General features: G+C 33.5%; 24 protein-coding genes. 18 read left to right on the top strand and 6 right to left on the bottom strand.

The window, feature by feature from the left end; genetic code table 11:
- Positions 1-92: 92 nt before the first annotated feature.
- Together ACFSC2_RS23250 and ACFSC2_RS23245 are read left to right on the top strand one after the other, a co-directional pair.
- The gene (locus ACFSC2_RS23250) at positions 93-965 is read left to right on the top strand and encodes a helix-turn-helix domain-containing protein (RefSeq protein WP_379813493.1); all 873 of its coding nucleotides are present in this window, start codon (positions 93-95) and stop codon (positions 963-965) included.
- 85 nt (positions 966-1,050) lie between these two features.
- Positions 1,051-2,400 carry an amidohydrolase gene (locus tag ACFSC2_RS23245; RefSeq protein WP_379813492.1) on the top strand — a complete coding sequence of 450 codons (1,350 nt, stop codon included), beginning with the start codon at positions 1,051-1,053 and terminating at the stop codon, positions 2,398-2,400.
- A 230-nt stretch (positions 2,401-2,630) separates the two neighbouring features.
- On the opposite strand, the gene ACFSC2_RS23240 is transcribed toward ACFSC2_RS23245, so the two are convergent.
- A complete protein-coding gene (locus ACFSC2_RS23240) occupies positions 2,631-3,218 on the bottom strand; it encodes a DUF4142 domain-containing protein (RefSeq protein WP_379813491.1) in 588 nt (195 codons plus the stop codon).
- 147 nt (positions 3,219-3,365) lie between these two features.
- Between ACFSC2_RS23240 and ACFSC2_RS23235 the strand changes: the two genes are divergently transcribed.
- The 7 genes from ACFSC2_RS23235 to ACFSC2_RS23205 all read left to right on the top strand — a co-directional run bounded on the left by ACFSC2_RS23235 (position 3,366) and on the right by ACFSC2_RS23205 (position 8,966).
- On the top strand, positions 3,366-4,238 hold the full coding sequence (locus ACFSC2_RS23235; RefSeq protein ID WP_379813490.1) for an XAC2610-related protein: 873 nt from the start codon (positions 3,366-3,368) through the stop codon (positions 4,236-4,238).
- 66 nt (positions 4,239-4,304) lie between these two features.
- A complete protein-coding gene (locus ACFSC2_RS23230; RefSeq protein ID WP_379813488.1) occupies positions 4,305-5,741 on the top strand; it encodes an FAD-binding oxidoreductase in 1,437 nt (478 codons plus the stop codon).
- Positions 5,742-5,757: 16 nt separating this feature from the next.
- Entirely contained in the window at positions 5,758-6,303 is a 546-nt protein-coding gene (locus ACFSC2_RS23225; protein ID WP_379813487.1) for a hypothetical protein, read from the top strand.
- Positions 6,304-6,629: 326 nt separating this feature from the next.
- Complete coding sequence (locus ACFSC2_RS23220; protein ID WP_379813486.1) at positions 6,630-6,869, top strand: DUF7218 family protein; 240 nt, start codon at positions 6,630-6,632, stop codon at positions 6,867-6,869.
- A gap of 40 nt (positions 6,870-6,909) precedes the next feature.
- Positions 6,910-8,007: a DNA topoisomerase IB gene (locus ACFSC2_RS23215; protein WP_379813485.1), complete on the top strand. Its 1,098-nt coding sequence runs from the start codon at positions 6,910-6,912 to the stop codon at positions 8,005-8,007.
- Positions 8,008-8,073: 66 nt separating this feature from the next.
- The gene (locus ACFSC2_RS23210; protein ID WP_134146008.1) at positions 8,074-8,235 is read left to right on the top strand and encodes a DUF1328 domain-containing protein; all 162 of its coding nucleotides are present in this window, start codon (positions 8,074-8,076) and stop codon (positions 8,233-8,235) included.
- Between the two features lie 83 nt (positions 8,236-8,318).
- Positions 8,319-8,966: a DUF5661 family protein gene (locus ACFSC2_RS23205; RefSeq protein ID WP_379813484.1), complete on the top strand. Its 648-nt coding sequence runs from the start codon at positions 8,319-8,321 to the stop codon at positions 8,964-8,966.
- Positions 8,967-9,040: 74 nt separating this feature from the next.
- Here ACFSC2_RS23205 and ACFSC2_RS23200 read toward each other — a convergent pair whose 3' ends face one another.
- On the bottom strand, positions 9,041-9,586 hold the full coding sequence (locus ACFSC2_RS23200; RefSeq protein WP_379813483.1) for a hypothetical protein: 546 nt from the start codon (positions 9,584-9,586) through the stop codon (positions 9,041-9,043).
- 190 nt (positions 9,587-9,776) lie between these two features.
- On the opposite strand from ACFSC2_RS23200, the gene ACFSC2_RS23195 reads away from it, so the two are divergent.
- From ACFSC2_RS23195 to ACFSC2_RS23185, 3 genes are read left to right on the top strand one after another with little or no spacing between them, the layout of a single operon-like run.
- Positions 9,777-10,352, top strand: a complete 576-nt coding sequence (locus ACFSC2_RS23195; RefSeq protein WP_379813482.1) for a YciE/YciF ferroxidase family protein — start codon at positions 9,777-9,779, stop codon at positions 10,350-10,352.
- A gap of 57 nt (positions 10,353-10,409) precedes the next feature.
- A complete protein-coding gene (locus tag ACFSC2_RS23190) occupies positions 10,410-11,141 on the top strand; it encodes a DNA-formamidopyrimidine glycosylase family protein (protein WP_379813481.1) in 732 nt (243 codons plus the stop codon).
- Positions 11,138-11,854 carry a DUF72 domain-containing protein gene (locus ACFSC2_RS23185; RefSeq protein WP_379813480.1) on the top strand — a complete coding sequence of 239 codons (717 nt, stop codon included), beginning with the start codon at positions 11,138-11,140 and terminating at the stop codon, positions 11,852-11,854. Before ACFSC2_RS23190 ends, ACFSC2_RS23185 begins: the two co-directional genes overlap by 4 nt.
- Positions 11,855-11,956: 102 nt before the next feature.
- Here ACFSC2_RS23185 and ACFSC2_RS23180 read toward each other — a convergent pair whose 3' ends face one another.
- A complete protein-coding gene (locus tag ACFSC2_RS23180; RefSeq protein ID WP_379813479.1) occupies positions 11,957-12,457 on the bottom strand; it encodes a pyridoxamine 5'-phosphate oxidase family protein in 501 nt (166 codons plus the stop codon).
- 210 nt (positions 12,458-12,667) lie between these two features.
- Between ACFSC2_RS23180 and ACFSC2_RS23175 the strand changes: the two genes are divergently transcribed.
- The gene (locus tag ACFSC2_RS23175; RefSeq protein ID WP_379813478.1) at positions 12,668-13,096 is read left to right on the top strand and encodes a response regulator; all 429 of its coding nucleotides are present in this window, start codon (positions 12,668-12,670) and stop codon (positions 13,094-13,096) included.
- Here the strand turns inward: ACFSC2_RS23175 and ACFSC2_RS23170 are convergent.
- Positions 13,093-16,302, bottom strand: coding sequence for a PAS domain S-box protein (locus ACFSC2_RS23170; protein ID WP_379813477.1), 3,210 nt, complete (start codon positions 16,300-16,302; stop codon positions 13,093-13,095). The genes ACFSC2_RS23175 and ACFSC2_RS23170 overlap by 4 nt on opposite strands.
- Positions 16,303-16,518: 216 nt before the next feature.
- Here ACFSC2_RS23170 and ACFSC2_RS23165 point away from each other — a divergent pair, with 216 nt between their 5' ends.
- Both ACFSC2_RS23165 and ACFSC2_RS23160 read left to right on the top strand, forming a co-directional pair.
- The gene (locus tag ACFSC2_RS23165; protein WP_379813476.1) at positions 16,519-16,860 is read left to right on the top strand and encodes a hypothetical protein; all 342 of its coding nucleotides are present in this window, start codon (positions 16,519-16,521) and stop codon (positions 16,858-16,860) included.
- Between the two features lie 258 nt (positions 16,861-17,118).
- A complete protein-coding gene (locus tag ACFSC2_RS23160; RefSeq protein ID WP_379813475.1) occupies positions 17,119-17,946 on the top strand; it encodes a hypothetical protein in 828 nt (275 codons plus the stop codon).
- A 97-nt stretch (positions 17,947-18,043) separates the two neighbouring features.
- Here ACFSC2_RS23160 and ACFSC2_RS23155 read toward each other — a convergent pair whose 3' ends face one another.
- Positions 18,044-18,304, bottom strand: a complete 261-nt coding sequence (locus ACFSC2_RS23155; RefSeq protein WP_379813474.1) for a SemiSWEET family sugar transporter — start codon at positions 18,302-18,304, stop codon at positions 18,044-18,046.
- Positions 18,305-18,578: 274 nt separating this feature from the next.
- A complete protein-coding gene (locus ACFSC2_RS23150; protein ID WP_379813473.1) occupies positions 18,579-19,427 on the bottom strand; it encodes an SDR family oxidoreductase in 849 nt (282 codons plus the stop codon).
- Between the two features lie 391 nt (positions 19,428-19,818).
- Between ACFSC2_RS23150 and ACFSC2_RS23145 the strand changes: the two genes are divergently transcribed.
- Genes ACFSC2_RS23145 through ACFSC2_RS23135 form a run of 3 tightly spaced genes read left to right on the top strand, consistent with a single transcriptional unit; the run spans position 19,819 to position 25,005 of the window.
- The gene (locus ACFSC2_RS23145) at positions 19,819-21,033 is read left to right on the top strand and encodes a hybrid sensor histidine kinase/response regulator (protein ID WP_379813472.1); all 1,215 of its coding nucleotides are present in this window, start codon (positions 19,819-19,821) and stop codon (positions 21,031-21,033) included.
- Positions 21,034-21,049: 16 nt separating this feature from the next.
- Positions 21,050-24,622, top strand: a complete 3,573-nt coding sequence (locus ACFSC2_RS23140) for a response regulator (protein ID WP_379813471.1) — start codon at positions 21,050-21,052, stop codon at positions 24,620-24,622.
- A 17-nt stretch (positions 24,623-24,639) separates the two neighbouring features.
- Positions 24,640-25,005 carry a response regulator gene (locus ACFSC2_RS23135; RefSeq protein WP_379813470.1) on the top strand — a complete coding sequence of 122 codons (366 nt, stop codon included), beginning with the start codon at positions 24,640-24,642 and terminating at the stop codon, positions 25,003-25,005.
- The last annotated feature ends 4 nt before the right edge of the window (positions 25,006-25,009 follow it).

The raw sequence follows: 25,009 nt of genomic DNA, 5'->3' as shown, positions 1-25,009 counted from the left end.
TAAGTTTGTAAAAGAAGATGCTTAGAAGCTTAGCATCTCAGAAGCTTAGAAGCTTTTTTTTTATCTTAGCATCTCAAAACTTAGTAACTTGAATGAATAAAGATTCGATTCCTGTTTTATCTGTCGGCAGTATACTTGGAGAAGAAACTTTATGTATTACTTTATTTCGCCATAGCGTTAAAGGACGAAACGCATTTGAACAGCCTCATAAACATGATTTTTTTCTCGTATTTTTTGTTGAAAAAGGATCAGGAATTCACAATATCGATTTTACACAATACAATGTATACGATAATCAGGTCTATTTTGTGAGACCCGGACAAGTCCATAATTGGGTGCTTAATGAAGATACGACGGGGTTTCAATTGATGCTTTCGCCAGAAATTGTTACTGTTTTTTCAGGTTTAAGCGCTTATTCCTTTTTTGAACAAAACGTTCCGTACTGCTTAACGTTAACCGAAAATAGATTTCAGGAATTTAAAAAGCATCTTCTCGAAATTGAATTGATAATTCCAGAAAAAGAATTGCTTACAAAAGAAACTACGCTGCTTCATCTGCATTTAGTATTAAAACTATTGCAGAAAGATTATTTGGCTCAGTTTCCCGAACATGATTCATCTTCAAAACCAGAAAAAATCATCAAGAATTTTAATCTCTTGATCGATCGTTATTTTAATACAGAATCTTCGGTGCATTTTTATGCCGATAAATTAAATATTACACCTAACTATCTTAATATTCTTTCACAGCGTTATTTAAAAATCCACGCAGGCGATGTTATAAAAGAGAGAACCATACTCGAAGCAAAACGTCTGCTTACCAGTACCGATTTATCAATTAAAGAAATCGCTTACCAATTGGGGTTTAATGATAATACCTATTTCACTAAAGTATTTAAAAAATATGCTGGAAAAACACCTGGCGATTTTAAAGAAAGTTATAAATTTTACCATCCTTCTCCGTAATTTTACCGTTCTCTTTTAAGTTTCTAAACGATTTTTGCATAACAATATCTTCAATAGAATCAAGATTGAAATGTAAAATTACGTTATGGAAGAAAATCTAATAAGCAGAAAGAAATTTTTAGGTCTTGGAGCCGCAGCAACGGGAGCTGCGTTATTTTCTGGAATAGGAGCAAAAGCGGCTGCACAAGTTTTGCCTGATATAGAAGAAGATAAAACCTCAGGAGATTATATTTTGACTAATGTACGGTTGGAAGACGGTTTTGAATACAACGAAAAAAATGAAGTTGCTGCTACAAAAACGAATTTGTATAATCTGCATATTTCGAATGGAAAAATCAAAAATATCATTTCAGGAAAATCAGATTTAAAAATAAAATCAATAGATGGAAAAGGACTTTTAATGCTTCCTGGCTTAAGAGATATGCACATTCATATTGATAAAACGTACTATGGCAGTACTTGGAATGCAGCGCCTAGAAAAGGTTTTACGGTAAAAGATATGATAACGCTGGAACAAAAGCTGATTCCGCAGTTATTACCCGATTCACAACGCAAAGCCGAAGAAGCGATCAAATTGATGCAAAGTAAGGGAAGTTATTTTGCCAGATGCCAATGCAATATTGATCCTGTGAGCGGTTTAAAAAGCTTAGAACATTTGTTATTGGCATTAGAAAATAATAAAGATAGTTTTGGATGGGAAATTGTTGCTTTTCCGCAGCACGGAATTTTATATTCGCAATCAGAACCTTTGCTGCGTGAAGCGGCTAAAATGGGAATTGATTTTATTGGAGGACTCGATCCGACAAATGTGGATGGCAACATGGAAAAATCGCTGGATACCATGTTTCAAATTGCGCTGGATAACAAAAAAGGCATCGATATACATTTGCACGAATCGCCTCCATCTGGAAAAGCGGCGATCGAGCACATGATTAAAAGAATTGAAGAGAATAAAGAATTACAAGGTAAAAGCTATATAAGTCATGGTTTTGCTTTGGCAAGAATGGATCCAAAAGATATGGAAAAAATTGCCGAGCAAATGGGGCATTTAGGAATAGGAGTAATTTCAACAATTCCGTTTGGGAAAACCATTATGCCAATTCCAACTTTGAAAAAATACGGTGTAAAACTTATGACGGGAACAGACAGTATTGTAGATCATTGGCAGCCGTTTGGAACCTGCGATATGCTCGAAAAAGCAAAATTATGCGCACAACTTTACGGATGGACAGATGAGTTTAGCCTAAGCCGTGCCTTGCATATTGCCACAAAAGATGAGGTTTTACCGCTTAATGATGCAGGAACCAGAGTTTGGCCGGCAGTAGGAAACGATGCCGACTTTATTTTGGTAAAAGCAAGCTGTTCTGCCGAAGCTGTTGCACGTCTTCCAAAAAGAGAAGCAGTTTTCTTTAAAGGAAAAAGGATTTATTCTTAGCTTCTGAGCTACTAAGGTACTAAGATGCTAAGAATTAAAGTTTCTAAGGCTTTAAGATAAAAGATTCTTTACTCTCGGAATCTACCTATCTCAGAATCTTAGAAGCTTAGAGCCTTAGTAGCTTAGAAGCTTAGCATCTCAGAACCTTAGTAACTTAAAAAGTAAAACCCCCCAAGCAATTCAACTCTTGAGGGGTTTTTAAAAATAAATAATAACCAATTAAATTTATTTTACTTTTTATCCAATTTCTGTTTTAGCAGTTTGGCATGTTCTAAATGTGCTGTTAAACCAGCTATATTGTTAGTAGCCCAAAGTTTTACATCTTCATCAGTAGCATCCTTTGAAGCTTTTTGAAGTTTGTCGATCGCTTTTTCATGACCGTCAATCATCATATCGGCGAATTTCTTGTCAAAATCAACGCCTGATTTTTCATTCAGTTTGTTATATTCATCTTTACCTTCTTCAGTTAAAGTAGTTGGTAATGTAAAGTTTTTTGTTTTTGCTAAAGCACTCACTTCAGATGCTGATTTAGTGTGCTCATCAACAAGCATTTTACCAAATTTTTGTACTTCTGGATTCGTACTTTTTGTTTGAGCTAGTTTACCAATTTCGATTTCAGCTAAGTTAATTTCTGCTTGATCAACCAAAAATTCAGAATCATCTTCTTTACTATCTATAGTGTCAAATTTTGCTTCGTTAGCATCTTCTGCAACTTCTTTTGGATCTTCTTGTTTCGTTTCGTTTTTACAAGATTGAAGGAATAAGATAATAAGTCCTGCTCCTAAAATGGCTTTTCCGGCTAATAATAACTTTTTCATGATTTATATGGTTTAAATGTTATAATGTAAAATTATTCCAGAAGAAGCAGAAAAGCTTTACAGGATTTTAAAGAAAAGTTATAGGATTTGGATGCATCTAATTATTAGAAAATGTATGTTTGTAATACTTAAGAAAAACAGCACCTAATGAAACAAAAAATTACTTTACTATTTTTTCTTGTAACTACATTATTATCAGCTCAAATAAGCTACAAAGGCTTTATATATAAATATCCAATTGAATTAGTTGCCGATATTTATTCTGAAGAATCAGGTTCTGCTGTATATGCTTATTCAAATTTTGATACACCAATTTTTTTAAGCGCTAAACTTGTAGGAAAGAATTTGGTATTAGCAGAAAAAGACAAAAATAATAAGATTAGTGGTAAGTTTATCCTTCAGAATTATAACCCTAAAAATAAAGAGTTAAACGGAACCTGGAAGGATATTAATTCTGGTAAAGAGCTAATAGTGAGCTTAACCAAAGAATTTGATCTTCAAGATGAAAACAACGCGGTTTGGTCTAACAGAGAAATTTTGCAAACTACTTCGTTAAAAGATAAATATTTCAAATTGGTACTTTCCAGAGAAAAAGATAGATATCAAGCAAGTGTTGTATGTGTAAAAATTTTCGAAAAAAAGACTGATAAGCTAATTCAAAAGTTTGATGTAGAATGTCAGCTTTTGGGAATAGGTAATATTAGCATCGACGATTATAATTTTGATGGGATTCCAGATTTTTCTGTTTATGAAGGAGGTACGGCTGGTCCCGATAGTACGAGTTTGTATTTTTTATATGATCCTAAAACAGGAAAATACTTTGAAAGCAGTTTTAGCGGCAGTTCATTAGAATTTGACAGTAAAACAAAAATTATTTCAGAGCATAATCAATGCTGTGCCGGCAGAAAAGTTATGACTGCAGAATATAAAGTAGTGAATAACAAAATGGTTTTATTAAAAAGAACCTGTGTAGAATTTGATGACAAAACTGGAAAAATGAAAAAAGTAAAATGTAATTAATAATAGGAGTTCTTATTAAAACTTATTTCTTGATATGAAAAAAAGCAAATTTGGTTACTATTAAGTTTGATTATTCTGATTCTAATTGCCATTCCAATTGGTCATGTTTTAAAGACAAAATGGAGCGAAACAGGCAGTAAATCAGATATTACAAAAGGATATACCAATGATGCAAGTCAGCTTAATTTGACTAAAGTAGATACTATTATAAAAGTTCCCGGTAATAAAGCAACTATTGTAAAACAGCTTCAGGATATTCTTAAATATGCCCAGAAGAAAAATCTAAAAATTTCCATTGCGGGCGCTCAACACAGTATGGGCGGACATACTATATATCCGGATGGAATTTTATTAAATATGCTTCCATACAATCATATGGAGCTTGATAAAGCCAATAATATTCTAACAATTGGTTCTGGCGCGCTGTGGCAGGATGCTATTGAATATTTAGACAAAAATGGAAAATCAATTAGTGTGATGCAGGCATTTAGTTCGTTTTCTGTTGGAGGTTCTATTAGTGTTAATGGACATGGCTGGCAAAAAGATTCGCCGCCAATTTCTTCTTCGGTAGTTTCTTTTACTTTATTGAATGATAAAGGATCGATTTTAAATTGCAGCAGAACCGAAAATCCAGAATTATTTAAACTTGTTTTGGGAGGTTACGGCCTTTTCGGAGTGATTTTAGATATAAAACTAAAAGTGGTCGATAACAAAGCTTTGAAGTTTAAATATTTCCGTCTTAGCCCTGATAAATATGTTAGTTATTATAAAAAACTAATTACCAATAATCCGAAAGTGAATTTGGTTTTTGGAAGATTAAAAATTGCAAATCAGGAATTTTTAGAAGAAGCGACTATTAATTTTTTTGAAGAAACAGATGAAAAACCGCTTTCACTTCAAAAACAAAATGAAAAGAATCAGGAAACAAAACGACTGGTTTTTAGAAGTTCGGTAAGAAGTGAATACGGAAAAAGACTTCGTTGGGATTTAGAAACAGGAATGAATAAAGTAACACAGCATTCTATTTTTTCACGCAATGAATTACTAAACGATCATGTTTCATTAATTGAAAACAAAGATCCAAATTCTACAGATCTGCTTCACGAATATTTTATTCCAGAAAAAGATTTCAATCAATATCTTAAAGATATAAAACCCATTTTACTTCAATCCAAAATAGATTTATTAAACATTACGATTCGTGCTGTAAATAAAGATGAAGATACATTTATGAATTACGCTAAAGAAGATGTTTTTGGTTTTGTGTTTCTTTTTAATCAGAAGAAAACTGAAAAAGAAGAGAAAGAAATGAAAATATTGACCAATAAACTAGTTGACGCGGCAATTAAAAACAATGGAACGTTTTATCTGCCCTATCGTCTTCATATTGATAAAGAAAAAATGAGGAAAGTTTATCCGCAGACAGACAACTTTTTTGAGTTGAAGAAGAAATATGATTCGAAAGAAATATTTAGAAATCAGTTTTATGAGCATTATAAATGATCAAATCCTATAATTCATGAAAATTAAAATCATCGTTTTACTTTTTATTTTAACGTTTTCTGCTTCTGCGCAAGGCTACTATCCCAGTTTTAATACGCTGTTTTTAAATGACGAAGACGAATCGCTTTTTAGTGCAGATCTTAACTATTTTAGAAATGAATTAAAATTAATAAGTACCAAGCTATTCTTAGGCGATATTCAGACTTCAGTTTCTCAAGATAATACTTCTGCTTTTTATGGTTTTAAAGTAGTTCCTAAAATTGAAGAATATAATTTTCTTAATTCTGGAGTATTTTTAAAAATCAATGTGAATAAAAGTCAAAAGCACGCTTCGTTTCCAGCTACTTTTGAAGAATTTATAGAAAAGGAAGAAAAAAGCGGGTCGGGCAGGATAGAACTGCAAATGAATCCTGGTATTGCCTTGGCATTTGATCTAAAATTTATCAAAGTCTGGGCAGGAGACCTAGCATCGATTAATAATGATAAAGCAGAATTTAGGATTGAAAAAATGGAATATAAAATTGATAAAACAAGCTTAGAAATTAATTTTAAGGGTTATTAAAGGAAAAAAGATAAAAAAAACAGCCATTTCTATTCTGACTTTAAGTGCTGGCAAAACTAAATTTGAAATATCTTATTTGGATCCGATTACAAAAAAAAATAAAAATATAATGAAAGAGAGAATCCTGTAGTTATTCATTCTAAAATAAAAAATCCCAACTCGATAGAATTGGGATTTTTTATTTTCATGAAAATTTTATTTTCCCTTTCACAATTCCCATCCTACAAATTTGAAATTTCAAACTAAAATTCTATAACAGAATAGTTTTACTTTTTGAGGAACTTTGACATAACAGATTTCGGAACATTTACTTAAATTTTAAAGTCATGCCAAATCCAAGAATTAAAAACGAAGAACAATACGAAGCTCTTGTTAAAAAGGGCTACAGTAAAGAAAAATCGGCTCGTATTGCCAATACGCCAGATTCTGGAAAGAAAGGCGGAAATGCAAAACCATATGAAGATTGGACGAAAGAAGAACTTCAAAAACAAGCCACAAAAGTTGGGATAAAAGGGCGCTCTTATATGAATAAAGAAAAGCTTATTCATTCTTTAAGAACCAATTAATATTCAAATTTATAATTCAACTTAAAATAGAACCAAAGTCATGAATGCTGCAGCGAGAAAAGAGAATTTAATGAACCAGTTGATTAAGACGCCTCATTTAGTGATTGACAAACTAGATTTGGAATACGTTAATGATAATCAGCTTACGATTGTACGCTGCCGCGAAGGTGAAAATTTTGTATATAAAAAAAATGGACGTGATGTAAAATCAAAATCGGAATTGGAACGAATTAACAGCTTGGTTTTACCGCCGGCTTGGGAAGATGTTCGTATTGCAGATTGTACAAACGGACATTTGCAGGCAGTTGGAATTGACGATAAAAAGAGAAAACAATATCGCTATCATCCAAAATGGAATCTGCTTAGAAATCAGACTAAGTTTTATAAGATAGCAGAGTTCGGCGCCAAACTTCCATCAATAAGAAAACAAGTTGATTTGGATTTAGAAAAAAAAGAATGGTGCAGAGATAAAGTAGTGGCTTTGGTGATTCGTTTAATGGAAGAGACACACATTAGAATTGGAAACGAAAAATACGCCAAAGACAATAAATCGTACGGACTTTCGACTTTGAGAAAACGTCATATCAATATCAATAAAAATTCACTTCGATTTGAATTTGTTGGTAAAAAAGGAAAACAGCATACGATTACAACACGAAACAAACAATTGATAAAATTAGTCAGCCGATGCGAAGAAATTCCAGGCTGGGAAGTTTTTAAATATTACGATAAAAACGGCGAAAAGAAAGTGTTGGACAGTCACATGGTAAATGAATATCTACACGCCATATCTGGAGAATATTTCAGTGCCAAAGATTTTAGAACTTGGGCGGCATCAATTATATTTTTTGAAAGTTTAATGGAAATGGGAATTACAGCAGACGAAAAAGAAGCTAAGAAAAATGTCATCGCCGCCTTTGATCTAACTGCCGAAGCATTGGGAAATACTAGAAAAGTATGCAAAGATTATTACGTTCATCCTTTATTGATTTCGACTTACGAAGACGGATCGATCCAAAAGTATTTTGACAGCGTTAAAAAAAGCCGAAGCAATAAAAAATATTTTACAAGAACAGAAACCGCATTCTCAGAATTGATTCAGAATTACGAAATCAATCTTGACCAGGAATGCGCCTAAATAAAAGAGTTAAGGCTCTCTTTAAAAGCCTCATACAAGATCATTATTAACTAAAAAACTATTATTATGTTACGTTGGACAGTCACATTCATTATTCTAGCCATAGTGGCGGGAATATTTGGTTTCGGTGGAATTGCCGCTGGAGCCGCTAGTATCGCTAAAGTCTTATTCTTTATATTTTTAGTATTATTTGTAATATCACTAATTACAGGAAGAACAAGAGTTTAAGCTCGAATCAGTAAATAAATCAGAAACAAAAACGGCACATCAATCTTGGTGTGTCGTTTGCAGTTTCAAGTAAAAAACTAGTCATGGGAAAACAAAGCGGTGCTTATCAAGATGTTTACGTAAAACGGGACGACGTCATGGTAAGTTTGAAAAATGATGTAACAGACTTTTGCGAAAAATATATAAAACCTGTGCATCCTATGAATTGGGATTGGTCAATTCGTGATTTTGATAATCCTGAAAATGATCCAACAAATGCAGAAGCAAGAGCGATTGCCAATGTCGTTTTTAAAGATTTAAATGATAAAAACCATACAGACGTAGATCTTTCGACCATGAATAATGTTCATGCTATAAAAGCCTATTTAGATCCTAAAAGTAAGCATGCTGCTTTTAATATGGAAGAATTTGCTTTTGCGTTAAAAGTAGAACTAGAACATGGCAAAATAAAAGATGTAAACGTAACCAACAACCATCCGTTTTTAACCGCAATGATTGCTTTGGCGCATATGACTGAAAGTCTGACGTATTATAAAAGATTGAAAGTCATGGAAGCAGAAGGGGAGATTTACGAAATCCTAAGAAAAATAGAACATTCAACAGTCGGAAAAGAAAATTGGTACAAAGAATTAGCAAAAGCAGAACAAGAACTTAGTGAAGCAAAAGCAGGATTGGCTGAACGCTTAGCAAAGATGGACGATATTCCAGTATTGAAAATTATTGGCGATTAACACTAGATTTTAAACTCAAAAAACCGTTAAGTTCAATACTTAACGGTTTTTTTTATATTTTTTGAAAGCGAAAATTATAATCTTCTAGGATCGTTTTCAGGATATTCTTCTGGATCATCATCTTCTTGGACATCATCTTCAACATAATCGTTATCCTCATCAATATCTTCTTCGATATAATCATCATCATCGTCTTCTTCTTCCTCATCATCCTCATTATCCTCATCCTCGTCGTCATCGATATCTTCTAGAACGTCTTCAGTTTCGTTAAAATCGAAATTCAATTCGTCCTTAGGATTATCTAATTCATCATTTTCTTCTTCCAATTCGACTTCATAAATATCATCATTATTGTCTTCAAGGTCTCTGTCAGTGTGAAAATCATCGTTTAAATCATCTAGATCATCATCGCTCAAATCTTCATCGGGATTCGGATGATTCGGATTATGGCCGTTTCGAACCGTATAACCTCGTTCTGCAATTTCGCGATTGTCAGTGTCCGATTCTTTATGATCTTCTACATCTTGGAAGTAGTCATTAATTTGACCGCTTTTATTTTTGTTGAAATCCTCAAATCTTGAATTTCGATCTCTTACTATGTTTTTATCTGTAGTGCTCATGACGTGTATTTTTAAATGTTTATATACTACAAAGCTAGAACCGATTGTAAAGAAATTCTTTATAGAATTTGTCTTCATAATTATTTAATTAACAGATGTTTAGAATGGAAATTTTGGAATGCAATATTATAACCCTTTCCAAACGTTAGGTTGTAATTTTGGGTTATTAGAAATCATAAATAGTATTACCATGAAAACTACAGATAAGAAAACAACAACTACTGCGAAAAAAGAAACAACGCCTAGAGGAGTTACAAAACCTAAAAAAGATGCCGCTTCTGGATTAACAGAGTTGTTTGAAGATGCATTGAAAGATATTTATTGGGCAGAGAAAGCCTTAACAAAAGCGTTACCGGTTATGGTTAAAAATGCAACTTCGCCAGAATTGAAGGACGCGATCAACAATCACTTAACTGAAACTGAAGAGCAAATTACACGTCTTGAAGAAGTTTTTAAAATCATTGGACAAAAAGCAGCCGCAAAAAAATGCGATGCAATGGAAGGTTTGATTGAAGAAGCCAAAGGAATGTTAGAAGAAACTGAAGTTGGAGTTGTGCGTGATGCCGGAATTATTGCTGCAAGTCAGAAAATTGAACACTACGAAATTGCTACTTATGGAACGCTGAGACAGTTTGCAGAAACGCTTGGACTTCCAGAAGCAGCTTCTTTACTCGAACTTACACTTGATGAAGAAAAAGGAGCCGATAAAACCCTTACAGAAGTGGCTGTAAATGCAGTAAATCTTGAAGCCGCAGAAATTGAATAAAAATTAATACTAAAAAAGTGCAGTTCTAAACTGCACTTTTTTCTTAAAAAAAGCATTATGCCAGAAGGTCCATCCATAGTAATTTTAAAAGAAGAAGTGCAGCAGTTTGCAGGACAGGAAATTATTGCAGCTTCGGGAACTAGTAATATCGATATCGAAAGGTTAGAACACAAAAAGATTCGAGAATTTAGAACCTGGGGTAAACATTTCCTGATTTGTTTTGACGATTTTACTGTAAAAATCCATCTCCTCATGTTTGGAACTTATTTGATTAACGATCAAAAAGAACTTAAACCCAGACTAAGTCTTACTTTTAAAAAAGGAGAACTGAATTTTTATACTTGTTCTATTAAAGTTCTCGAAGGCGATATTGAGCAACATTACGACTGGAGCAGAGATGTGATGAATGAAAATTGGAATCCAAAAAAGGCAAAAGAAAGCTTAGAAAAAATTCCAGAAACCATGATCTGCGATGCCGTTTTAGATCAAAATATTTTCTCTGGCGTTGGAAATATCATTAAAAACGAAGTCCTTTTTCGATGTTTTATTCATCCAGAATCGTTGACAGGTAAAATTCCGACGGACGATCTGAATCAATTAATCAGCGAATGTTCTGTCTATAGTTTTGAGTTTTTGTATTGGAAGAAAAAATCTGAACTCAAAAAACATTGGCAGGCACATACCAAAAAAATCTGTCCAAGATGCAATATTCCCCTTCATAAAAAACAAACTGGTAATAAAAAGCGAAGAAGCTTTTTTTGTACCAATTGTCAAGTTTTACATACATGAAAAATAAAATTTTAATAGGATGTTCCAGTTTTAATAATCGTTTTTGGAAAGGCGTTTTTTATCCAGAAAATCTGCCTTCAAAAAAATGGTTCGATTATTACTGCGAAAAATTTGATACCTACGAGTTTAATGGAAGTTTTTACAAATTTCCAACTCTCAGAATATTTGAAAATTGGTACAATAAATCACCAAAAGATTTTTTATTTTCTGTGAAAGTCCCAAAAGAAATCACACATCTTAAGAAACTAAATGATTGCGAAAATCGTTTACAAGAGTTTTACGATGTTTGTCGATTAGGATTGAAAGAAAAACTCGGACCAATATTATTTCAGTTGCCGCCAAGTTATGTTTTTACCAAAGAAAAATTAGAAACCATAATCAATATCCTGAATTATGATTTTCAGAATGTGATTGAATTTCGCCATGAAAGCTGGTGGAATGATGAGGTTTGGGATCTTTTTAAAGAAAAAAAGATCACTTTTTGCAGTGTAAGTCATCCAAATTTACCTCAAACTATTTTTAAAGATTTTCCATTAGTTTATATACGATTTCATGGAGTTCCAAAAATGTTTTATTCTTCTTATTCTACTGAAGAACTGCTGTTTGTAAGCAAAGAAATAAAATCAAAAAATGGATTTGTATACTTTAATAATACTGCAAGCGAAGCAGGAATTTTAAATGCCTTAGAATTGCAGAAAATAATGAATATTTAAACCACAAAGTTCGCAGAGAATTTCACGAAGTAGCCAAATGTATGATTTGATGTACTGCGAAATTCTCTGCGAACTTTGTGGTTCAATCTTAATTTAAAATTATTACAATTTTAGACTTCCTTCAATACCATCGTCCATTGTTTTTCCGGTAACCAAAGAGGCAGCCATTTTTGCAATTGCGACCATTTTTCCGTTTTTGTTATTCCAGTAATAACCATCTTCTGGAATCACTTTTATAACACTCAAATTCGGATCGTCAATACCGCCTGGCATCCATACTTTTACTACCGGACTGTATAACTCTTCAATCTTATTGCGATCGTATAAAATGGTTGCAGTTCCGTGAAGCGTCAAAAACTTATCGTGCGGTTCAGAAAAGAATATCTCTACCGTAGGATTCATTGTGATATCTGCGTTTTGACTGCTGTTTCGGTCCGATAAAAACCAAAGTTGTCCGTAATCGTCAATTTTTTGTACCGACATCGGACGAGATTGCAATTTAATATCATTATAAGTACAAAACATACATGTTTTTATGTTCTCTGCCAGATCTTTTATTTTATCTACAGCAAATTCATTTTCAAGGTCTTTATGATCTCCCATGACTTTATTTATTAGTAGTTAATAGTTCTATTTTTCTCTAATTTATTAGAGTAGTAAAATTCTCTTTTTTAAAATAAAACAGCTTATATAATTAGACTTATAAATTATGAGATTTCAATTACTAATTGTTTTGTAAGAATTTAAAGATGTATTGGTTTGCTTTGTAAAATGCCTTATATTTGAGAGATTAAAATTTCACTCGAAAATACCATGACAGACTATACCATTTTTTACACCGACGACGATGACGATGACTTGAGTATTTTTGCTGATGCTGTAGAATCAGTTTCTCAAAAAGTCATACTTCAAACGTACACTGGCGGAGAGAAATTGCTGCAGGCAATTTTTAACCCGCCGCCAATACCTTATGTAGTGTTTTTAGATTTAAATATGCCGGGAAAAAATGGTTTTGAAGTTTTAGAAGAAATCAGAAGTTCCGATAAAAAAGATATTCCTGTAATTATCTATTCGACTTCAAACGAACCTGGAATTATTGAAAAATGCCGTACGCTTGGCGCCAATTGCTTTGTAACCAAGCCTATTTTAATGAGCGATATTATAAAATCAATTCAGCATGCATTAGAAGTAGATTGGAAAAACTTTACACCAACACATGCCAACTTTGTTTACAGATATTAGGCCAGATCTGGAATGTAAATATTAAAGACAGAGCCAAAACCTTTTTCGCTGGAAACCGTAATAAGACCATTATGGTTTTCAACGATTTTCTTCACTATTGCCAGACCGATACCAGTTCCAGAAAATTCGCTTTCGGTATTCAAACGCTGAAAAACTTCAAAAATTCGGTCTTTATAAGCGTTGTCAAAACCAATTCCGTTATCCGCGATTTGAATATGATGATAAATTTTATTCGGAAATTCTACTTCTAAACCAATTTCTTTTCCTTTAACTTTTCTTGCCGAAATTTCAATTACAGGCGATACATCTTTTCTAGTAAACTTCAATGCATTTCCAATCAGATTATGCATTAACTGTCTAAACTGAAACTGTATAAGAGTTGCTTCACCCAATAAACTATAATGAATCCGTGCTTTCTTTTCTTCAATTCGATCTGAGAAATCGCTTATTACTTCTTCGACAATTTCATCAAGTTTAATCATTGTAAAAACTCTTTCTGCCGAACTGGTTCTAGAATAGGTAAGAAGGTCCTGAATTAAATTCTGCATTCGTTTGGCCGACACTTCAATTCTAGACAAATAAGTCTTGGCATTTGGCGAAATATTTCCATCATCCAAATCATTTAAACGACTGGCAAAAGTCTGAATTTTACGAAGCGGTTCCTGCAAATCGTGGCTCGAGATATAAGCAAAAGACTGAAGCTCAATATTCATATTGACCAAATCTCTGTTTTTAAGTTCCAATTGTGTAGTACGTTCAATAATTTGATTTTCCAATTGGTTAGATAAGTTCTTTTGATCTTCAATATCTGTACTCGTTCCAACCCACATCTGAATAGTTCCCTGTTCATCTCGCTGCGCAATGGCACGGCTCAACTGCCAGCGGTATTCGCCGTCTTTTCGTAAAAAGCGATGCACTAACAAAAAATCCTCCCCAGATTTAACAGATTTCATCCAAGCATTTACATTTTCCTCACGATCATCGGGATGCACAATTTGAAGCCAGCCATTTTGTTCGATATCATCTTTGCTCAAACCAGCAAAATCATAAAGTGTGCTGTTAAAATAATTGATATTTCCTAACGTATCGCTGGTCCAGATAATTTGAGGCATAGAGTCGGCTAGGAGTCTGAATTTCTGTTCACTTTTGGCCAAAACCTGTAAACTGTTTTTCTCAATGGTATTGTCCATAACAGTTCCAATCATTTTGGCAGGATCTCCAAAATCATCAAAAAATATTTTTCCGTGTACTCTAATCCAGCTTATAGAATGATCGAATTTAATAATTCGGGCTTCATATTTGTAAATGCTCGTTTTTAATGCATTCGCGAAAGCGGCTTCCAAAATTGATTCATCTTCTGGATGTATACGATTTCTGATATCCTGATGAATGACTTTTGTTCCTTTTTCAAAACCAAAAATATCAAGAATGTTTTCAGAATAAATTAATTTTCTATTTTCAAGATTCAAATCCCAAGTTGCAATTTCGGCAATTTCTGCAGCCAAACGTGCTCTTTCTTCTGCTGTTTCAAGTTTTTTTCGGGCTTTTACTTTAGCGGTCACATCGTGTACGGTAACCATAATTCCAGAAGGATTTCCGTCTTTTTCAAAAAGCGGCGTATATTCATAATCGAGATAAAACTTTTTAAGTTTTCCCTGAATATCAACATACGCAATAGATTCATTTTCTCTAACAGTTTCACCCGTAGTCAAAATGTTGTCTAGGATTTTAGGATATTTTTGATCTATAAGTTCAGGAAAAACTTCTACGATCGATTTCCCGATTGTATCTTTTTCTTCGCGCTGCCAAATAGTTTTCATCATAGTGGTATTTGCCATTTCGATGATTTGATCCCGGCCTCTAAACACTGCCATTGCGATTGGAGATTCCATTACAATTTTTCTAAAAGCCTTTTCGCTTTCTGTCAAAAGATGTCTCGCTTTTACTTCTTCTGTCACTTCGTAAGCAATGATAATAATTCCAGAAACATTATCATTGTCTTCTCTTAACGGATGAAAAACCAAATTAAAATAACACAATTCTTGTTTTCCGTAACGGTTTAAAGTTACTTCTAATTCGTCTGTATAATAGGGTTTTCCTTCATTATAAACCTTAGAAAGAAGCGGATACACAATTTCTTCAGCCTCTGGGACTACATCAAAAATGGGTTTTCCAATTACTTTGTTTTCTACTTTATCAATAATCTGCAGATAAGTCGGATTGACCATTTCGATAATCAAATTAGCGCCGCGCAAAATTCCAATTCCGAGAGGTAATTGTTTTATCGTATCTCTAAAACGTTTTTCACTTTCTTCAATCGCATTGCGGGACAAAACCTGCAATGTTACATCATTTGCAATAGCAGCAATTCCAGAAATCCTGCCGTCGGGCTCGCGCAGTGCCTCATACGTAACATTAATATACGTATTGACAATTTTACCGTTTCGAGTGAGTTTTATCAAAAGTTCTTGGGCGGTAAATTTTTCGCCTGTTTTATAAACCTTTTGCAAAATATCTTCTAAGCCCTGACCCGATACTTCTGGAAGCACCTCAAAAATGGGTTTATTTAGGACCTCATTTTCATTTCGTTCCCAAATTTCGAGCATTAAGGTATTCACAATCTCAACCTCGTACGTCGGACCCCTAAAAATGCACATTGCAGTAGGAGCCTGCAAGATATTATTGCGGTAACGCTCATTAGTATCTTCCAGCTTTTTTAAAATATTTATCTTATCGGTCGTTTCGTTACAGATTACGAGAACGCCGGCCGTTTCACCTTCTTCATTATTTACAGGACTATAGCTGAAAGTCCAGTAAACATCTTCCAGTTTTCCGTTTCTATAAATAGGCAAAAACTGATCTTCGTGCCAAGTCGCTTCATTCTGCGTTAAAACCTGATCGATTAAAGGTTTAATGAAATCCCAGATTTCCGGCCAGGATTCTTCGCCTTTTTCTCCCAATATAGCTGGGTGTTTTCCGACGTTTCCTAAACTCGGACGATACGCATCATTATAAAAACAAATATGTTCGGGACCCCAAAACAAAAACATGGGGAATTTAGAGTTTAAAAGAATTCCTAAAGTAGTACGCAGACTTTGCGGCCAGGAATCTGGAGACCCAACTGGAGTTTTGCTCCAATCTTTTTCGCGGGTAAGCTGTCCCATTTCTCCTCCATTCGCTAAGAATGCATAATTATTATTGCTCATTAAAATTAAAAATTTGTTTGCTAGAATACCACTTGAGAACTTGCTCAATAAAGATAGTAATTCTTACAATAGATTTTAGATAATTAAAATTAGTAAAATAAATAATTACCTCTATTTTCATTTTTTGAATGAGCTAAGATTAAAATCAATCGAGTTAATTTTAATGGTTTTGAATGATGAAATTTGAATAACTAACAGATTTAAAAAGAAAATATCATGAAAAGAGAATATTCAAAACATGAGACCGACTATATAGAGAAGTATCAAAATGAAGGTTATACAGATAATTATCTATTTGAAGACGGCTGTCTAATGGATACGGATACAAAGTACAAATATCAGCCTGACGAAATCTATATCGTAGCCCAGCACCGTTACGAAGGAATGAGCGATCCAGACGATATGTCGATTCTTTATATAATCGAAACTAAAGATCAAAGAAAAGGAACGCATCTTTTGGGTTACGGCCCGACGGCAGATCTAGATGAAGCAGAATTTTTTAAAGATATCCCGAAATCGAATTATACCAAAAATTCGGATATAAACGAACTAACATAGAGATAAAAATAGATTAGTATTTTTATTTTGCTGATGAGCAGTTGTTTCAATTTATTGAAGCAGCTGCTTTTTCATTTTTAAACAATTTTATATAAGAAAATGCTGTAAATAAAAATTATGAAATATTGCTCCGAAATTGTATAAAGTATTGAGAGGCAATCTGCACGAAATTTGTCTTATAGAAATTAAGAAAAAACCAAAGCTGGATTTTATACGTAAATAGTTACAAAAAAAATGTCTAGCTAAAACCCAACCGAAATGAAAAAACTTTACTTAAATAATGGCGGCTTTGAAGCTGTTTTTGATAATCTAAAAGAAAGTTTTGGAGGTGAACTTCAAATAACATTCAACGAATATAAATTGAGAGTGAACTCAAGATGGGCAAAAGGAGAAATTACAGGAATTCGATTTGAAAAAGAAATGACTTATCTGAATTTTGACCTGACATTTAATCAAGATGTTACTTTAAGCGTAGAAGCAAATCCGTTTGCACCTGTATTTTTTGCGTATTGCGAAAAAGGAAATTTAGGACACAGTTTTGGCGCCAACGGCGAAATTAAAAATCTAAAAAACGGACAGTCTGGTATCATGAGTAATTCTACGGCAATCAATAGTGTTTTATATTTTGAAAGCCATAAACAGATTCAGTTTTCTTTAATTGCAATTCCCACTTTGGCGGCTGAAAAAACAGATTTCGATTTTGCTTCAGAAGTAAAGAAAAGATTTATCAGCGAATCTGGAAATTATCTTTATATAGGCTCAGAAAATCATGAAATAGAGGAGAAGTTTGAGGAATTAAAAGCAATTCCGCAGCAAGGAACTGTTCGTTATTTATTGATGAATGATATTCTGAAAGAAGTTTTAGAACTTGAGATAGCCCAGCACAGTTATAACTACTTAAATTCATTTGATCCGCTTGTGAATTTTGCAGTAAAACAAATGGGAGAAATCAAAAAAATCTCGAATTTGAATTTTTCAGAGATCATTGCGCCAGTGTTATTCTTCAAGAAAAGTCTGCAGTCTCGCAGTTTAAAAGCAAAATACCATTTAGAATTAGAACCATACAACCAAAAATTAGCTAGCTAGTAAGCACCTTATATTCTTCATTTTTCCAAAAAAAACAGCTTAAAACAAGCTGTTTTTTTATTTTAAATTATTTTTGATCAAAAGAAAAACTAGAAACCTATTCTTTCTCGTAATAAATAATAAAATAAACCATTATTAAATTTAAACACAGCGAAATACTGTTGGTAATAATAATGGGAAGATCATTTTTCAAAATTCCATAAACAATCCACACTGCGATTCCGAAAGTCAGAATGCTAAACATTTTAAGCGAAATTTCTTTTACTTTTTTGGTTTTCCAAACCTTTAAAATTTGCGGAATTGTTGATAGGGTAATACAAGTTCCAGCAAAAAGACCGATAATATCAATAAAATTCATAGTTTGTTTTTAAGTTTTTTGGTTGCAAAGGCACTAGGGTACTAAGTTTTGTTTCACGCAGATTTTAAAAGATTTAAGCAGATTCATTTTAATCCATAAAATCTGCTAAATCTGCGAGAGTAAAAAAAATATTTTCCCGCAGATTTAGGAGATTGAGCAGATTTAATAATCTGTAGAATCTGCTTAAATCTTTTAAAATCTGCGTGAGACAAATAAATTTTACCATTAAAAAAAAACTTAGAGCCTCAGTATCTTAGAAGCTAAAAAAAAAAAATTAACTCCCAATTAATTCACCGCCGTTAATATGTATAAACTGCCCTGTTATGTAACTGCTGTCTTCGCAAGCTAGGAAAACATAAGCAGGAGCAACTTCAGAAGGCTGTCCGGCTCTTTCCATCGGATTATCTTTTCCGAAATCAGAAAGTTTATCAAAGCTTGCCACAATCAGCGGTGTCCAGATTGGCCCAGGTGCGACGCCGTTTACTCTTATTTTCTTTTTCGCAAGCATGCCCGAAAGCGATCTTGTAAAACTCACAATCGCGCCTTTTGTACTCGCATAATCTGCTAAATGTTCACTGCCTCTATACGCAGTAACTGAACTTGTATTTATAATTACATCGCCTTCTTTTAAAAATGCGAGCGCCGCTTTAGTAATATAAAAATAAGGGTAAATGTTCGTTTCAAAAGTCTTTTGAAGCTGTGTGGCCGTTATCTTTTCTATTTCATTCCGAGGAAATTGCACCGCTGCATTATTCACCAGAATATTTAGTTTTTTAAAAGTCGTATGACATTTTTTTATCGCAGTTTTGCAAAATTTTTCATCTTTCAAATCACCGTTTATTAAAAGACATTGTCGACCTTCTTTTTCTACCATAGCTTTTGTGTCCTTTGCATCTTTATCTTCTTTCAGGTAAACGATCGCAACATCTGCGCCTTCTCGGGCAAAATGTACGGCGACACTTCGGCCGATACCGCTGTCACCGCCTGTGATAAAAGCAACTTTACCCAAAAGTTTACCGCTTCCTGCATAATTCTCTCTAATAATTTCCGGTTCAGGATTCATCTGATGTTCGTTGCCGGGAAGATTTTGTTTTTGTTCGGGGAATGTCTTTATGTTTTTCATCCTAATTTCAATTAAAAGCAGTTATACTATTTTAAAAGTAGAAAGAAACTTACATTTTAACTGCCTTAAATGAACTTATGATTGCCTCAATAAAACCTAATTGCTTTTTATTGTATGAAAATACCTTTAAAAGTAAAAAATGTTAAAATACCAAGAAAAAATCATTTCTCTTAAATCTGTTAAATGTTACACATTTACGGTTTCTCACATGGGAATTTTGTAACTATTTCTGATTTGGATAAAAAAGTCGCTGGATATTTTTTTTATACATTTGAGAATTTCCACAGGTTTTAATAGGGAAACTTATGTTTTTTCTAAAAAACGGCATAAAAAAATACAACATTTTAAATAATAAAGTTTTGATTCATAACCCATTTAGCTTCCAAACAGCATGGTATTAATTGTAGACGATATAAGGGCAAATATTATTGCCTTAAAGAAAACATTAGAGCTGCATAATATCGATGTAGATTCTGCCGAATCGGGAGAAGAAGCTTTAAAGAAAATTTTAAAAACAGATTATTCTCTGATTATAATGGATGTTCAAATGCCGGGACTTGATGGCTTTGAGGTTGTAAAAATCCTATCTGGAAATAAACGAACCAAAGACATTCCTGTAATCTTTCTTTCGGCTCTTAATACTGAGAAAAAATATATTTTTAAAGGTTATGAAACCGGAGCTGTAGAATACATCACAAAACCAGTGGATTCTGATTTATTGATTCTAAAGGTAAAAACCTTCATCAAAATCTATGAACAGCAAAACGAGCTCAAAGCGATAAAAGATTTATTGTCTAAAGAGATTAAAATCAGGAAAGAAGCGCAGGATAATCTTGAAATCAAAATTGCTGAAAGAACCAAAGAACTGGTGCAGAAAAACGAAGAATTAGAACTTCGGAATCATGAACTGCAGCAGTTTTCATGGGTTGTTTCACATGATTTAAATGAACCTATTCGTAAAATTCAAATCTTCATCAAAATTATAAAAGACCTTTACTTAAAAGCAGACGACAAAGCCGTTGATTATGTAGACAGAACTATAAAATCGGCCGAAAGAATGCAGACTTTAATTACCGATTTATTAGCTTATTCAAGACTTTCGGCGCAGGTTAAACCCGAAAAAACCGATTTGAATGAAGTACTTCAGGAAGTTATTTCCGATTTTGATTATCTAATCGAAAATAAAAAAGCGACTTTAAAAACAGGCGAATTGCCGACTATTGATAGTATTCCGAGTCAGATGCGTCAGGTTTTCCAGAATCTGATCGGAAATGCCCTGAAATTTTCTGGAGCAAATGGAGATCCTGTAGTCGAAATAAGTTCTGAAAATATTATCTCTAAAGAATTTGACAGTCCTGCAGCGCCAGATGGAAAATTCTGCAGAATCACGGTAAAAGATAACGGAATTGGTTTTGACGAAATTTATCTGGACAGAATTTTTGTTATTTTCCAAAGTCTAAATGATCGCCAAACTTACGAAGGCACAGGAATTGGACTCGCAATCGCAAAAAAAATTATTGAAAAACATAACGGATTAATCACCGCTAAAAGTAAATTAGGAGAAGGTGCAAGCTTTATTATTGTGCTTCCTTTAAGTTATAAATAATACCCAAAAACAAAACATGGACAGTAATTTTAAACGTAACCTATTAATCAGTTCGTCTATTTCACTGATTATTCTCATGATCAGTTCTACAGCATCATTTTTAAGTATTAAAAGTCTTCTTGATAGTAATGCCTGGGTCAATCATACTCAAGAAGTTATTTACAATTTGAATGCAGCGTCGGCTACTGTAACAGATGCACAAACGAGTATGCGAGGTTATCTCATATCAGGAAACACAGATTTTCTGGATGAATATAGTATCGCAGAAAAGGTTTCTTCTGAGTATCTAGAAAAGCTTGAAGAGCTTACGGGAGACAATCCTGTACAACAAAAAAGACTGGACGAATTAAAACCACTTCGCACAAACTTTTTCAAATACTTGAACAATCTTACGGTTAAAAAGAAACTTCATCAAAATGAAAGTGTCAATTTTGACTTGGCCGAAGGAAGAAAAATGATGGATGACCTTCGCAGTAAATTTAAAAGTATCGAAAAAAGCGAACAAAATTTACTTAGAGAACGCATAGAAAACTCAGAACGTTTTGGTAATTACAGCTTCATCTTGATTATTGTGGCTTTTATTGTTGCATTAATTATTACGGTGGTATTTTTTGCCAGAATTCTGCGAGATCATAACGAACGTGTTCTATTGCAAAATGAGCTGCAGCGAAAAGATATTGAAACTGCAGATAGACTAGAAGTAATCAGCGGTATTGCATCTCAGATCTCTAAAGGAAATTACGATGTACAGATCGATGATAGAAAATCGGACACTTTGGGTGTTTTAGGCGGTTCTCTTCATGAAATGAAAGATTCTCTTAAAAATTCTTTTGAACTTTTGTCTCAAAAAGAATGGCTTCAGACAGGTGTTGCTACTTTGAATGATAAAATGCTGGGAGAAAAAACAATCCAGAAATTATCAAAAGACGTTATTGAATTTTTATGTCAATATACGAACAGCAGCGCTGGGGTTTTATATGTTTTAGATGGAGAAGAACTGGCAGTTTCTGGCGGTTACAGCTATATTCCGAGTAAAAACCGCGAAAGAATTAAAAAAGGTGAGGGGCTAATCGGACAGGCGATTTCATCTGGTAAAATGCTTGAATTGAAAGCTTTATCTCCAGATGATATTCAAATTAATTATGCTTTAGGGCAAATAAAACCAACGCATATTGTGGCGCTTCCGCTGATTGATTTTAAAGTTGAAGGTGCGATAGAATTAGCCAGCATTTATGGATTTTCTGTTTTACAATTAGAGTTTTTAAACTTAGTTGCCAATAATATCGGAATTGCAATAAAAGCTACTCAAAATAGAAAAAGAGTGGTGGAGCTTTTAGAAGAAACCAAAGCACAATCGGAAGAATTGCAAATCCAACACAGTGAATTGGAGGCGATTAATGCCGAATTAGAAGCGCAGACAGAAAAACTGCAGGCTTCTGAAGAAGAACTTCGTGTACAGCAGGAAGAACTGGAGCAGACCAACGAAGAATTGTCGGAAAGAAGTGTTTTATTAGAAGAAAAAAATACCGAAATTCAAAAAAAATCAGAAGCTTTAGAAGTTTCTACACGTTACAAATCGGAGTTTTTGGCCAATATGTCGCACGAATTAAGAACGCCTTTAAATTCGATTTTACTTTTAAGCCGTTTGTTGTCTGAAAACAACAACAAAAATATGAACAGTGAAGAAATTGAATTTGCAAAAGTAATTCAGAGTTCTGGAAACAGTTTATTAGGATTAATTGATGAAATTCTGGATTTATCTAAAATTGAAGCCGGAAAAATGGATCTGGAGTTTTTAGATATTTCGACAAAAGAAATTACAGACACCCTTCATAACTTATTTTATTTAGTAGCAAAAGAAAAAGGAATCAATTTTGAAATTATCTCTAAAGATGCGCCAATTGTTATTAAAACAGACAAAATGCGTTTGGAGCAGATTTTGAAAAACCTGATTTCGAATGCCATTAAATTTACCGAAAGAGGAACCGTAAGTCTTGAAATTAAAGTAGATACAGACGATGATAAAATCATTTGTTTTATTGTAAAAGACACAGGAATCGGAATTCCGTTAGAAAAACAGCCTTTAATTTTCGAAGCTTTTCAACAAGCAGACGGTTCTACAAAACGCAAATACGGCGGAACAGGTTTAGGATTATCAATCAGTCGTGAATTGGCAAAATTACTTCGTGGGGAAATTATCCTGCACAGTAAAGTAAACGAAGGAAGTACTTTTACACTTTGCCTTCCCGTATTAGGATTTGCGATTAATAAAATTTCCGTAGATAAAATTCCGCATGCCGAAGTGATTTCTGAAGAAGAGGAAGAAACGGAAGAGGTTAAAACAAGATACATCAGCGAAGTAATTCCAGATGAGATTGAAGACGATAGAAATAATATAACAGAAGATGATAAAGTAATTTTGATTGTAGAAGACGATATCAGTTTTGCAAAATCATTATTGGCTTTCACTCAGAAAAAAGGTTATAAAGCGGTCGTAGCCGTAAGAGGCGATTATGCGCTAAACTTTGCGCTGATTTATAAACCAGTTGGAATTTTATTAGACATTGAACTGCCTGTAAAAAGCGGCTGGGAAGTTTTAGAAGAATTGAAAAACAATTCACATACAAAACATATTTCAGTTCATATCATGTCTTCGCACAAACTGAAACAGGAAAGTTTGTTAAAAGGCGCTGTCGATTTCTTAGATAAACCAGTTGCGTTTGACAAAATTCCAGAAGTTTTTACACGTATAGAACACATCATTAATAAAGAATCCCAAAAGGTTTTAATTATTGAAGACAATCCAAAACATGCTAAAGCATTGGCTTATTTCTTAGAAACGTACCACATCAATTCAGAAATAAAAAGTGAAGTTTCAGAAGGATTAACTGCTTTGAATAAAGACGAAGTAGACTGCGTAATTCTTGATATGGGAATTCCAGATAAACAGGCTTACGAAATTTTGGACGGCGTGAAAAAAAGCCCAGGTTTAGAAAATCTGCCAGTAATTGTCTTTACAGGGAAAAGTCTTTCAATTAAAGAAGAATTAAAAATTAGAAAATACGCCGATTCTATAATCGTTAAAACAGCACATTCGTACCAAAGAATGCTGGATGAAGTTTCGCTTTTCCTTCATTTGGTTGAAGAGAAAAAAGAAGCAAACGGCAAAAAAGAAAGCAGCAAAAAGCTCAATTCATTAAATAATATCTTATTTGATAAAAAAGTATTAATTGTAGACGACGATGTACGAAATATATATTCGCTTTCTAAAGCGCTTGAAGCTTTTAAAATGAATGTAATTACGGCTTTTGACGGAAAAGAAGCGATTAAGATTCTTGACGAAAATCCAGATACAGACGTCGTTTTATTAGATATGATGATGCCAAATATGGATGGTTATGAAACAGCGGAAAAGATTAGAAGTAATCCTAAATTCCTTAACTTAGCAGTTATTGCGGTAACAGCCAAAGCCATGACAGGCGACAGAGAAAAATGTATCAAAGCGGGAGCTTCAGATTATATCACGAAACCTGTCGATGTCGATCAGCTTTTATCGTTATTGCGAGTTTGGTTATATGATAAAATCTAATTTTTAAAGTGCTGTAAATGAAAAAGAAACGAGTGTTGATTGTAGACGACGATTCTAGGAATATTTTTGCTTTAGTAAATACACTCAAAGCAAGATCCTTTGATTGTTTGTCGTGTTTAAGCGCAGAAGAAGCTTTAAAAATATTAAAAGAAGATACAGCAATCGACGCTGTTTTGATGGATATGATGATGCCTGAAATGGATGGTTACGAAGCTATTCCGCTGATAAAAGCCATTCCTTCGCAGGAAAACACATTTGTTGTGGCAGTAACGGCGCAGGCAATGACGGGAGATAAAGAAAAATGTTTAGAGGCTGGGGCAGACGCCTATATCTCAAAACCTGTAGATGTAGATAAATTATTGCAGGTTTTAGGAGAAATTTGAGTGA

It is taken from the genome of Flavobacterium artemisiae (assembly GCF_042678225.1).
Classification (GTDB): Bacteria; Bacteroidota; Bacteroidia; order Flavobacteriales; family Flavobacteriaceae; genus Flavobacterium; species Flavobacterium artemisiae.
This window is presented reverse-complemented; position numbering and strand designations above follow the sequence as displayed.

Coding starts and splice junctions, on each gene's coding strand:
- ACFSC2_RS23240 (WP_379813491.1), bottom strand. CDS start 3,218: ATGAAAAAGTTATTATTAGCCGGAAAAGCCATTTTAGGAGCAGGACTT.
- ACFSC2_RS23150 (WP_379813473.1), bottom strand. CDS start 19,427: ATGAAAAACATAAAGACATTCCCCGAACAAAAACAAAATCTTCCCGGC.
- ACFSC2_RS23185 (WP_379813480.1), top strand. CDS start 11,138: ATGAAAAATAAAATTTTAATAGGATGTTCCAGTTTTAATAATCGTTTT.
- ACFSC2_RS23235 (WP_379813490.1), top strand. CDS start 3,366: ATGAAACAAAAAATTACTTTACTATTTTTTCTTGTAACTACATTATTA.
- ACFSC2_RS23220 (WP_379813486.1), top strand. CDS start 6,630: ATGCCAAATCCAAGAATTAAAAACGAAGAACAATACGAAGCTCTTGTT.
- ACFSC2_RS23155 (WP_379813474.1), bottom strand. CDS start 18,304: ATGAATTTTATTGATATTATCGGTCTTTTTGCTGGAACTTGTATTACC.
- ACFSC2_RS23160 (WP_379813475.1), top strand. CDS start 17,119: ATGAAAAAACTTTACTTAAATAATGGCGGCTTTGAAGCTGTTTTTGAT.
- ACFSC2_RS23215 (WP_379813485.1), top strand. CDS start 6,910: ATGAATGCTGCAGCGAGAAAAGAGAATTTAATGAACCAGTTGATTAAG.
- ACFSC2_RS23250 (WP_379813493.1), top strand. CDS start 93: ATGAATAAAGATTCGATTCCTGTTTTATCTGTCGGCAGTATACTTGGA.
- ACFSC2_RS23135 (WP_379813470.1), top strand. CDS start 24,640: ATGAAAAAGAAACGAGTGTTGATTGTAGACGACGATTCTAGGAATATT.
- ACFSC2_RS23165 (WP_379813476.1), top strand. CDS start 16,519: ATGAAAAGAGAATATTCAAAACATGAGACCGACTATATAGAGAAGTAT.
- ACFSC2_RS23195 (WP_379813482.1), top strand. CDS start 9,777: ATGAAAACTACAGATAAGAAAACAACAACTACTGCGAAAAAAGAAACA.
- ACFSC2_RS23225 (WP_379813487.1), top strand. CDS start 5,758: ATGAAAATTAAAATCATCGTTTTACTTTTTATTTTAACGTTTTCTGCT.
- ACFSC2_RS23245 (WP_379813492.1), top strand. CDS start 1,051: ATGGAAGAAAATCTAATAAGCAGAAAGAAATTTTTAGGTCTTGGAGCC.
- ACFSC2_RS23210 (WP_134146008.1), top strand. CDS start 8,074: ATGTTACGTTGGACAGTCACATTCATTATTCTAGCCATAGTGGCGGGA.
- ACFSC2_RS23145 (WP_379813472.1), top strand. CDS start 19,819: ATGGTATTAATTGTAGACGATATAAGGGCAAATATTATTGCCTTAAAG.
- ACFSC2_RS23175 (WP_379813478.1), top strand. CDS start 12,668: ATGACAGACTATACCATTTTTTACACCGACGACGATGACGATGACTTG.
- ACFSC2_RS23140 (WP_379813471.1), top strand. CDS start 21,050: ATGGACAGTAATTTTAAACGTAACCTATTAATCAGTTCGTCTATTTCA.
- ACFSC2_RS23200 (WP_379813483.1), bottom strand. CDS start 9,586: ATGAGCACTACAGATAAAAACATAGTAAGAGATCGAAATTCAAGATTT.
- ACFSC2_RS23190 (WP_379813481.1), top strand. CDS start 10,410: ATGCCAGAAGGTCCATCCATAGTAATTTTAAAAGAAGAAGTGCAGCAG.
- ACFSC2_RS23205 (WP_379813484.1), top strand. CDS start 8,319: ATGGGAAAACAAAGCGGTGCTTATCAAGATGTTTACGTAAAACGGGAC.
- ACFSC2_RS23180 (WP_379813479.1), bottom strand. CDS start 12,457: ATGGGAGATCATAAAGACCTTGAAAATGAATTTGCTGTAGATAAAATA.
- ACFSC2_RS23170 (WP_379813477.1), bottom strand. CDS start 16,302: ATGAGCAATAATAATTATGCATTCTTAGCGAATGGAGGAGAAATGGGA.